Origin of the sequence: Geminicoccus harenae, from assembly GCF_019800005.1 — a bacterium.
Taxonomy (GTDB): Bacteria; Pseudomonadota; Alphaproteobacteria; order Geminicoccales; family Geminicoccaceae; genus Geminicoccus; species Geminicoccus harenae.
Map to the genome: position 1 here is coordinate 1 of NZ_JABGCL010000072.1, position 8,737 is coordinate 8,737.

The 8,737-nt window shown below is 61.6% G+C and carries 10 protein-coding genes; 2 read left to right on the forward strand and 8 right to left on the reverse strand.

Annotated elements, in window-relative coordinates; translation table 11 throughout:
- Positions 1 to 613: 613 nt before the first annotated feature.
- From HLA95_RS26115 to HLA95_RS26135, 5 genes are all read right to left on the reverse strand, one after another.
- Positions 614 to 1,024, reverse strand: a complete 411-nt coding sequence (locus HLA95_RS26115; protein ID WP_191059408.1) for a type II toxin-antitoxin system VapC family toxin — start codon at positions 1,022 to 1,024, stop codon at positions 614 to 616.
- A 1-nt stretch (position 1,025) separates the two neighbouring features.
- Positions 1,026 to 1,265 carry a type II toxin-antitoxin system VapB family antitoxin gene (locus HLA95_RS26120; RefSeq protein WP_191059407.1) on the reverse strand — a complete coding sequence of 80 codons (240 nt, stop codon included), beginning with the start codon at positions 1,263 to 1,265 and terminating at the stop codon, positions 1,026 to 1,028.
- Between the two features lie 146 nt (positions 1,266 to 1,411).
- Positions 1,412 to 2,476: a site-specific integrase gene (locus HLA95_RS26125; RefSeq protein ID WP_191059406.1), complete on the reverse strand. Its 1,065-nt coding sequence runs from the start codon at positions 2,474 to 2,476 to the stop codon at positions 1,412 to 1,414.
- The gene (locus HLA95_RS26130; RefSeq protein ID WP_191059405.1) at positions 2,473 to 4,287 is read right to left on the reverse strand and encodes a site-specific integrase; all 1,815 of its coding nucleotides are present in this window, start codon (positions 4,285 to 4,287) and stop codon (positions 2,473 to 2,475) included. Before HLA95_RS26130 ends, HLA95_RS26125 begins: the two co-directional genes overlap by 4 nt.
- A gap of 169 nt (positions 4,288 to 4,456) precedes the next feature.
- Positions 4,457 to 4,777, reverse strand: a complete 321-nt coding sequence (locus tag HLA95_RS26135; protein ID WP_222185005.1) for a helix-turn-helix domain-containing protein — start codon at positions 4,775 to 4,777, stop codon at positions 4,457 to 4,459.
- 699 nt (positions 4,778 to 5,476) lie between these two features.
- On the opposite strand from HLA95_RS26135, the gene HLA95_RS26140 reads away from it, so the two are divergent.
- The gene (locus tag HLA95_RS26140; RefSeq protein WP_222185007.1) at positions 5,477 to 6,031 is read left to right on the forward strand and encodes a recombinase family protein; all 555 of its coding nucleotides are present in this window, start codon (positions 5,477 to 5,479) and stop codon (positions 6,029 to 6,031) included.
- 208 nt (positions 6,032 to 6,239) lie between these two features.
- Here the strand turns inward: HLA95_RS26140 and HLA95_RS26145 are convergent, their stop codons facing one another.
- Positions 6,240 to 6,581, reverse strand: a complete 342-nt coding sequence (locus HLA95_RS26145) for a hypothetical protein (protein WP_191059403.1) — start codon at positions 6,579 to 6,581, stop codon at positions 6,240 to 6,242.
- The gene (locus HLA95_RS26150; RefSeq protein WP_191059402.1) at positions 6,578 to 7,234 is read right to left on the reverse strand and encodes a nucleotide-binding protein; all 657 of its coding nucleotides are present in this window, start codon (positions 7,232 to 7,234) and stop codon (positions 6,578 to 6,580) included. The genes HLA95_RS26145 and HLA95_RS26150 overlap by 4 nt, the downstream gene beginning before the upstream one ends.
- Positions 7,235 to 7,664: 430 nt before the next feature.
- Between HLA95_RS26150 and HLA95_RS26155 the strand changes: the two genes are divergently transcribed.
- Positions 7,665 to 8,561 carry a replication protein RepA gene (locus HLA95_RS26155; protein ID WP_191059401.1) on the forward strand — a complete coding sequence of 299 codons (897 nt, stop codon included), beginning with the start codon at positions 7,665 to 7,667 and terminating at the stop codon, positions 8,559 to 8,561.
- A gap of 46 nt (positions 8,562 to 8,607) precedes the next feature.
- On the opposite strand, the gene HLA95_RS26160 is transcribed toward HLA95_RS26155, so the two are convergent.
- The coding region (locus tag HLA95_RS26160) for an integrase core domain-containing protein (RefSeq protein WP_222182689.1) at positions 8,608 to 8,737 on the reverse strand (130 nt) is incomplete at its 5' end.

Here is an 8,737-nt window from a genome sequence, read left to right on the forward strand (position 1 = left end):
GCGGAAGGGGGCGTGCATTATCCTTAACTGACTGTTGGCCACGACGCTGGGATAGCGAGCTCGCAGGCTAGTCAGATATGTCGCGGCTGCAGAGCGGCGTCGCCAGCTGGGCCAGCTGGTGGCCTCCCAGGTGATCGAGGATGCGGAGACGAGCCTGCCGGGCCAGCCCTGCGACTACCACGCCTACAACGCCGTGCTGAAGCGGCTGTTCGGCAAGGGCGCAGGGCGTCATGACCCAGGCCGAGCTGGAGGCCGAGATAGGCTGGCTGGAGCGCAACCGAATCCGCAGCCATCTCGAGCTGATCCGGGACGACCCCCGCTATGGCTGGTCCACGTAACAGCGGCGGGCGGGCGTGCGGCCGGGCCGAGAACGACTATCTCGCCGCCATCGAGTTGCTGGCGACCCCGCTGCCCAGGAGGAGCGGCATCCCCGCTCTCACCAGGCTCCTGGCGCAGGCGCGCACGCCGAGCTGGCGTTTCTTCAAGCGGAGATCTACGGGCGCCCGGTCCAGCTCCAGGTCACCCGCATCGATGCCTATGACCGCTTCTCCGAGCAATGCTGAAAAAAGAGATCGTATCATAACTTATTTTCGCACGTCTTATAGCTTTATGATTATTTTTCTGACATTGCAGAAGATATGTCGGTCTTATCGAAATCTTCGCCCTTGAAGAGCAGGCTGGTCCCGTTGTTCTTGGCAACAGCGTAGGCAAAGCAGTCACCGAGGTTGAGTTGAGCGGGGTGCCCCCTGCCCTTGCCATAGCGCGCGAAAGCGTCCAACGCAGTGTCCGCTTCTTCAGCACCGATCGTGGCGATCCGGATTCTGGCGGCGTTCAGAAACGCCTGCACATCCTCATTGGCCTCCGCCACGCTTGCATGCCGCTTGCGGCAGATGCCCAAAGCCGCCTCGAAAATGGCTATGGGCGAGGTGATGGGTGAAGACGCTGCTTCCAGCACGTCGGTCAGTGCATCCGCCTCTGGCTCGCGGGTGAGGATGGCGACGATGGCTGACGCGTCGACGAACATCTCAAGCGTCGCCACTGAGTTCGTCGTAGAACACCTTGTCCGCCACAAGGCCGGTAGCGGGCCTGGCCATCACCCGATTTTGGATCGGCCGGAGCCGCTCGCGCAACGGCACTGCTTGGTCCAGACGCCGCAACTCGTTCTCCAGGGCCAGCTTCACGGCTTCGGTCTTGTTGATGCCTTTGCGAGCAGCGAGCTTCTCGGCGAGCTGGTTGACCTCCTCACGGCGGATGTTGAGCGCCATCTGCGTCTCCTTGTGTAGACGCGTAGATAATGGTTGCTTTACGGGCCTACAGCAATGCTATTCCGCATCGTTGGATGCCGACCAGCGGCGACGAGCTACCGCCCGGTCAGAGCACCAGAAAGGACCAGCGGCTGGTGGGGAGCTACTTACCGCTGCGCACGCCGCCGGGCCTCCCTGCGAAGTTCCAGCACATGCTGTTGCCATTGCGAGGCGGCCTCATGCTGCCGTGCGAGGTTGTAGTGCCTCTCCGTGGTAACACCCACCCGATGCCCCAACATGGGTGTCGCCAGACCAGCATGGCCCGGATCACGCTGCGCCGCCGCGGTCGCCAGGCCGCTGCGCAACAAGTGCGGATTGATGCGCACCCCCAGTTGTTTCTCGGTGGCACGCATCACGACAAAGTACAGCTGATCCGTTTCGAAAGACTGACCGAACGCCGAGATCCACAAGCGCTGCGAGACCTTACCGTCAAGCAGCACCGGCCGCCAGTGCGTCAGATATCGCTCGAGCAACGGGGATAGCTCGGCAGGGAGGGGAAGTTCGAGCACATCACCGTTCTTGGTCTCGCTGCCGGCAAAAACAATCATCCATTCCTTACCGGACCGGCGCAGGTGCCGGTCGATTTCCATGGTGGCGAGATTGGCTGCCCGCGGTGCCCGCGCCGCCAGGATCGCGATCAGCAAGCCGTCACGGAACGCCAAGGCCCGCTTCTTGGGGCTCGTGAAGCGGCCGGTCTCCGCCTCGGCCATCATCGCCAGCCCTGCCCTGAACACGTCGTCCACCGGCCGCAGGCGGCAACGCTTGTCACGCATTGGCCGTGCACGTGTACCGAGCCGGTTGACCAACCGGCGCAGCCACCGCCAGTTGGCCTCCGGCGCAATGGCCCGTGCCACCTGCTCAAGCGTCAGGATACGATGAGCAACCGTCAACGGCGCGTTGCGCGCGCGGAGGTCGTCCAGATAGCGGCTCACCGCCTCCCGGGTGATCCGAGCGGCCGGGCTGATATTCAGCCCGAGGGTATCTTGGGTCTGGTGCCACCAAAGCCACCGCCCATAGCCACGCTCGATCGTGGCGATGGTCGAGGGCTTCAGCTCGGCGAACGGGCCAGGGTCATCGAGCAGATCATTGGCACGGGTGGCTTTGGCAAAGGCCAGCCGGTCCGCCTCCGGCCATTCCGCCCGCTTGAGGCACCGCACCGGTTGGTCGGTCATGGCCGTCGCCCAGGACGGCGCGACGGCGCCTTTTGGGCAAGATGCCGATGGCGGAGCACGATGTCGTCGAAATGCCGTGCCGCCGCGGCCGCTTCGAGGCCCACATAAGCGTTGATGGCAGCCGAACCGGTCGTGTGACCCAGGATCCTCTGCACGGCGGCATAAGCACCAGGATTGGCCTGCAGGTAGATCATCGCCGCGAAGTGCCGGAGCAGGTGGAGGTGGATGCGGTGGCCGGTGGCATCACGAACGGCCTGGGCGACCTGCAGGCTCAGGGTCGACGGACGTTTGGCCCCACCATTCGGGCTTGGAAAGAGATACTGTGGGCCCGGCTTGCCGAGCAGCGGCAGGAACCTGTCGATGTAGCGCTTAATCAACCGGGTGCTCTCTGGCGGCAAAGGGTACTCCAGGGCGAGCTCGTTCTTGACCGCCTCTTCCGGCAAGGTGATGAACGCATGCTCGTCGCGGCCACGGCCGACGAAGACCAAGTGCCGGCCGACTTCCAGCATGGCGAGGTTGGTGGCACGCAACGGTGCCAGCTGGGCGATCTCCAGGGCCACTGCCATCTGCGCGCGCAGCGCGGCCGCACGATCCGGGGGTACCTCTTTCATGGCTTGGCGCATCAGCTCGCCGGGCAAGAGCAGCAGCTGGTCGCGCGTGGCCGGGTCGTTGAACGGCCGCAGCCGGTCGCGATTCTTGGGGGTCAGACCACGCTGCCGCACGAGAACCCGACGACAGATGCCGCGCAGCAGGTCCAGATCCGGATCAGGCAATTTGCAATGATGCCGGGCGATCGTCTTGAGCGCCGTGGCTAGACCATAGATGTGCGCGGTCTTCCCGCCATAACGCTGCAGCAGGCCGGAGATCACCATCCGGTATCGATCTGGACGAACCAGATCGGCAATGCTTCGGATCTCGGTAACAGCTACCCCTGCCCCAACCAAAACGGACGCCGCCATACGGAGCTGAAAACGCCGCCACTTCAGGGTGATCGGCCGCAGTGGCTTGTCGGGCCCCTCCTCGTCAAGAAGGTCCTCGCCCCCAAGCCGTGCCAGGCAAGCCTCGACGTCCCGTCGAAGCTCCAGGTGGAACGCATCCCATGGCACGGTCCAGGGCACCCGTGCCGGGACCATGTCCAGCATCGTCCGTGGCCAACCCGCTACCTGATCGACACACTTGTTCCAGTTGCCGGCAACAGCTCGACGTAGCTTGGCTGGCGCGAGGTTGAGCGTCGTGCGGTCCAGCTCGTCCATGAATGCATCCAGTGTGGACGTCGACACATCGGCCGGCATGATCCCGTGCCGGTCGCACCAGCGCATGAACCGGGCAAGCTTCAGCCTGATCCAGGGCGTCGGACAGCTCTCGCGCAGCTGCTGCCACGCCAGGCTGAACGGGGGTCGGGCGTGCTGGTCAGGTGCGGGAACGGTGCCAGCCCTAAGCGCCCGAAGGAGGTCGGCCTTGATGTTGGCAAAGCGCTTGGCCGACATCCCAATAGCAGCGGGGTGAACTCCTTCCAGCCTGTGCCGCAGTTCACGGGGATCGGCTGGCAGCTGCGACGGCGTGCTCCGCAGGAGACGTGCAACCGACTTCACCGCAGAGATTCGGTCGCGCTTTTGTGTAGGGCTGAGATCAGGATGGTCCTGCACGGCCGCGATGGTGTCCGCCAAGGTCGCCATCGTCTTGATGGTACCTGCCGTCATGGGCATGGGGATTGACGACATGGCGGGTGCGGCCATCGGCGGATCGTTGGCCCGATCTTCCTCGCCGATAGAGAGATCGGGTTCGAACGAGAAACAGAGCTGATCAGTCATAGCCGACCCACGTAAGGTGACGGTTGGTGCCTTGTGATGCCATGAAGTGCAGTAGGGTGACATTCGGGAAAACGACACATACTAGTCCGACATCAATTACACTTAACCGTCTTCCCGACACCATTTTATGGTTTGTCTAAGTGCATGATTTCTAGAGAACTCGCTAAAATCACTGCTTATGCAGAAACGCGTTCAGTGCTGAGCGGCGCACCCGCACCAAGCGGCCTAAACGAACCACCTCCAGCTGGCCGGAAGCGGTCCAGCGCCGGAAACTGCGCATCGATGAACGCGTCAGCTTGACGACGTCCTCAGGGGTCAGCAGCGGCTCATCCAGATCTGAATGCCCTGCCCATCTACGCCTTGTCGCCTGCTCGGCCTCACGGTCAGGAGGTCTTGCTATGTTCTTCTCGGGCTGGAGCGGGTGGCCACTATCATTCTGGTGGCGGGCCATTACCTGAACAGGACGATAATCGTGACGCGTGCGGCGCATGGTGGACCTCATGGGAGAACCACCAGGGTCTACGAGCAGGTGCCTGTTGATGCCAGTCGCGGCAAAAAGATCGAGTGGATCAAAGGGTTAGCAAATGAAGCCACCAAGCGTTCTGGCCCCGTTCGACGAGCACGCGCACGAATTCATCGAAGGCTTCGACCTGATCGCAAAGTCAGCTAGGTATGGCTCAGACTACTTCCGCATGCGCTATCTGGATGTACCCACAAGTCGGGAGGTCCTGTCCCAAGAGCCCCGCATCGAGAGCCGTCACACTGGGTTGGGGCACTATTATCTGGTTCACGGAGCACCAGTAACTCATCCCAGCTCGGCTTCGGCCTGGGGGCAGAACGTGCGTGATGCGGTAGCAGAGCAAAAGCGAGACAAAGTTCCGGGCTGGTTGGGCTCCGGCACATCCACGGTGGTAACCGGCGGCGTGGCATCCAGTCCCGTTGCCACTACGTCGATACCTGACTCTGTCACGACGGCTCAGCCCGATCTTGCGGTAGGTCTACCATTCCTAGATCAGAAATCTGAGACCTGAACTTAGCACCAATCCATCCCTACCGCGCTTTGCTAGGCTAACCCAGCAAGACGATCGACTGAGACACCTGCCTCTGTCTCACATGGGTTGTTCTCGATCTTCCGAGACGCTAGGCGGAACAGGTCTAGAAGCCAGCGAGACAAGAGGCCCCTCCCCTCATGCCTGTCTACGGCTATGCCCGGGTCAGCACGCTCGACCAGGATCTTACCCTGCAGCAGGACGCGCTGAGGGCCGCCGGCTGCAGCGTGATCCGTGCGGAGAAGGCCAGCGGCACCAGGCGGGATGGCCGCACCGAGCTGCAGGTGCTGCTCGACTTCCTCCAGCCGGGGGACGTGCTGATGGTGACCCGGATCGACCGGCTGGCCCGGTCGATGAAGGACCTGCAGGACATCGTGCATGAGCTCAAAGCCAAGGGGGTGAGCCTGAAGGCGACCGAGCAGCCGATCGACACCGGCACGGCGGCAGGCAAGGCGTTCTTGGACATGCTGGGGGTGTTTGCCGAGTTCGAGACCAACCTGCGCCGGGAACGGCAGCTGGAGGGGATCCGGGCAGCCAAGGCCAAGGGCGTCTACAAGGGCAGGAAGCCCAGCATCGATGTGGCGGAGGTCCGGCGTCTGAAGGAGGAAGAGAAGCTCGGTGCCTCCGCCATCGCCCGCAGGCTCAAGATCGGCCGGGCCAGCGTCTATCGGGTATTGGGGGCAGTGAGGCGATAGCAGGGCAGGCGGCGCTGCGCCTCCCCAGTGAGGCTGCTGCTGCCCTGCCAGAGGAGGCCGGAGTTGAAGCCGATGACCAGTTGCTGACATGAGCAAGCCATATAACCCGTGCGGTTGGACGAAGTCGCTCCAATGACAGGCGGCTTCGTCAAGCGATCACGGTAGTAGGCGATCTCCTCACCGATAGAAGATATGGCTCTCGTCGGGATCAACGCCGATTACGGCGCTTGTCAGCAACTAAGTCCTGATCATCGATCTCAAAGCCAGCATCCCGCAAGGCGCACAGGACGAGGTATTGCTTGGTCACACGCTGCTCCACGGCCTTCAGTGCAAGGGCTCGGTCCAGATACTCCGGCACCTCAATGCGCAGCGAGGCGATTGGGGTCTTCTTCGGCCGTTCGAGGCTGGTCACTGCCCCCCATTCGGCTCCAATCCGGCGACTGTTGTCGTCCAGGACGGCATCATCGGCCTCGTTGGGACGGATCGCCTTCAGGTCCAGGCGCTTGCGCGGCGGATCGAGGTCGAGCGGCGGGAAGTCGGTCTTCTTCATGCGATGGCGGCCAGACGTTCAATGTGTGCCAGGAGTTCGGTCGTGATGGCAGCAACGTTGACGGTGGCCGTCTGGTTACCCATCTGGCGAGGCGTTCGGCCGGTCAGGTGCAACTCGCGGAACGCAGCCCGCTCCATCAGTGCGGTCTCGAAGACGGGTAGCCCCCGCTCCTCGATGCTCTCGCGGACATGGCGGGCAGAGCGCGACTCGAAGCCCGGCAGGACGCGGGTCCAGATCAAGGCACGGGCGATTTCAGCCCGAGCCAGATCCTGAGCATCGTCAATCTGGGCGAAGGTTTTCACTGCGTCACGAACGTCCGGCAGGCTGGCTTGGCACGGCACCAGCACGAAGTTGCTGCGCTGTAGGCTCTTGAGCGCAAGAGTGGACGATCCACCGGGCAGGTCGACCAGGACGACGTCGCTATCGGCCTCTGCCTTGCGCATGGCGGCTAGTACGTTGCCCTCATCGACTGACGGGATGACCGAGAAGCCTTCGACTGCGGCCTTCACGCCGAAAGCGCTGGAGTGCTGGTTGAGGTCACAGTCGAGCAGGGCAACCCTGTAGCCAGCAGACGCGAGTTCGGTCCCAAGAAGGATCGCAAGCGTCGTCTTCCCACAGCCCCCTTTGGAGGAAGCGATCGAAATCGTTGCCATGTGTACACCCCAACATACAGGCACATGTCCTAATACCTATGTGGCTACATAGGCAAGATTATATAAATTCAAATGTTAATATGTACATGTACAAATTACCATATTTCATTAATAACATGTTAATTTGCTGCAAACTACGAATGTACATGTTAACTTGTACATTTAGATATTTGTGGGGAATTACTCATGTCATGGTGTCCGCGGAACCAGACTCCACGGGAAACCAGGGGATAAGAGCAGCCTTCCCGGCTTATCCCGTGGAGTCTGGTTCCGCTTTGTGTGGAGTCTGGTTCCGCTCAAGAGGCAGATTCCAGGGTTATCCCGTGGAGCCTGGTTCCGCATACAAATATAAGAAACAACTATCTTCCAAATAGCTTGCGGAACCAGACTCCACATTGACGACCAACGCGGCGGCCGACACGATCCAGCAATGGCCACAATCCATCAGATCATCACCCGCGAAGGAATTGACCAAGCCCGACACAAGGCTGCGACCAAGCATGAGCGCGCTCTGGTCGAAGCAGCCTATCAAGTTCTGACCGAGGATGCCGAAAAGATCGGCTTTACCTACAGCGGCTTTGCGCTGACCTCACTCCCGCACAAACCTCACACGGACCTAGTCTGGCGGCGTGAGGGGCATAACCTGACGTTGCTCATCGAAAGCGGCCGCGATCGCGCCGGAAAACCTATCGGCCTGCCATACGGGTCATACGCCCGGTTCATTCTCCTGTTCCTGCAGAGCGAGGCCGTGCGAACCGGCTCACGCGAGATCGAACTCGGGCGGAGCATGAGAGTTTGGCTCGGAAGCATGGGGCTGTCGATCGGCGGCACGACCTATCGCTTGGTCACCGAGCAGGCCAAGCGCATCTCTCACTGCCGCTTGCAGTTCTTCATGGACAGGGCAGGGGCCGAAGTGATGCGGCACGGCGGTTTTGTCGACGGTACGATCTCGATGTCAGACCTCGGGGACCAGCAAAGCCTATGGAACGATCGGGTCCTCCTGAACGAGGAATTTTATCGCGCACTACGTGATCATCCAGTTCCGGTCAGCACGAGCGCTTTGCGAGCGATCGGTCCAAGGTCAATGGTCATCGACGTGTATATCTGGCTGGCTTACCGCCTGCATGCCCTGACCAGCGATGTTGCAGTCAGCTGGCCTGCCTTGCATAGCCAGTTCGGCTCAGGCTTCCAGCTCATGCGGAAGTTCCGAGCACACTTCATCGAGTGTCTCGATCTGGCACTGGCCGCCTATCCAGATGCCAACGTCAGCGTTGGCGAGCGTGGCATCACCCTGCATCCATCTCGCCCAGCCATCAGCCGGGTCTAGTGTGGAGTCTGGTTCCGCCTTGACCTTGCCCCCTGATTGCCCCCGTTCATAACCAGAGTCCGTTCTGGTCGTGGTCCTGTCTGGACCGGGTTGCGACCTCGTTCGGGGTGAGGCCGCCGAGGCTCGTGTGGGGCCGGTGGCCGTTGTAGTCGTCCCGCCAAGCATCGATGATCCGT

Coding starts and splice junctions, on each gene's coding strand:
- HLA95_RS26115 (WP_191059408.1), bottom strand. CDS start 1,024: ATGTTCGTCGACGCGTCAGCCATCGTCGCCATCCTCACCCGCGAGCCA.
- HLA95_RS26120 (WP_191059407.1), bottom strand. CDS start 1,265: ATGGCGCTCAACATCCGCCGTGAGGAGGTCAACCAGCTCGCCGAGAAG.
- HLA95_RS26125 (WP_191059406.1), bottom strand. CDS start 2,476: ATGACCGACCAACCGGTGCGGTGCCTCAAGCGGGCGGAATGGCCGGAG.
- HLA95_RS26130 (WP_191059405.1), bottom strand. CDS start 4,287: ATGACTGATCAGCTCTGTTTCTCGTTCGAACCCGATCTCTCTATCGGC.
- HLA95_RS26135 (WP_222185005.1), bottom strand. CDS start 4,777: ATGCGCCGCACGCGTCACGATTATCGTCCTGTTCAGGTAATGGCCCGC.
- HLA95_RS26140 (WP_222185007.1), top strand. CDS start 5,477: ATGCCTGTCTACGGCTATGCCCGGGTCAGCACGCTCGACCAGGATCTT.
- HLA95_RS26145 (WP_191059403.1), bottom strand. CDS start 6,581: ATGAAGAAGACCGACTTCCCGCCGCTCGACCTCGATCCGCCGCGCAAG.
- HLA95_RS26150 (WP_191059402.1), bottom strand. CDS start 7,234: ATGGCAACGATTTCGATCGCTTCCTCCAAAGGGGGCTGTGGGAAGACG.
- HLA95_RS26155 (WP_191059401.1), top strand. CDS start 7,665: ATGGCCACAATCCATCAGATCATCACCCGCGAAGGAATTGACCAAGCC.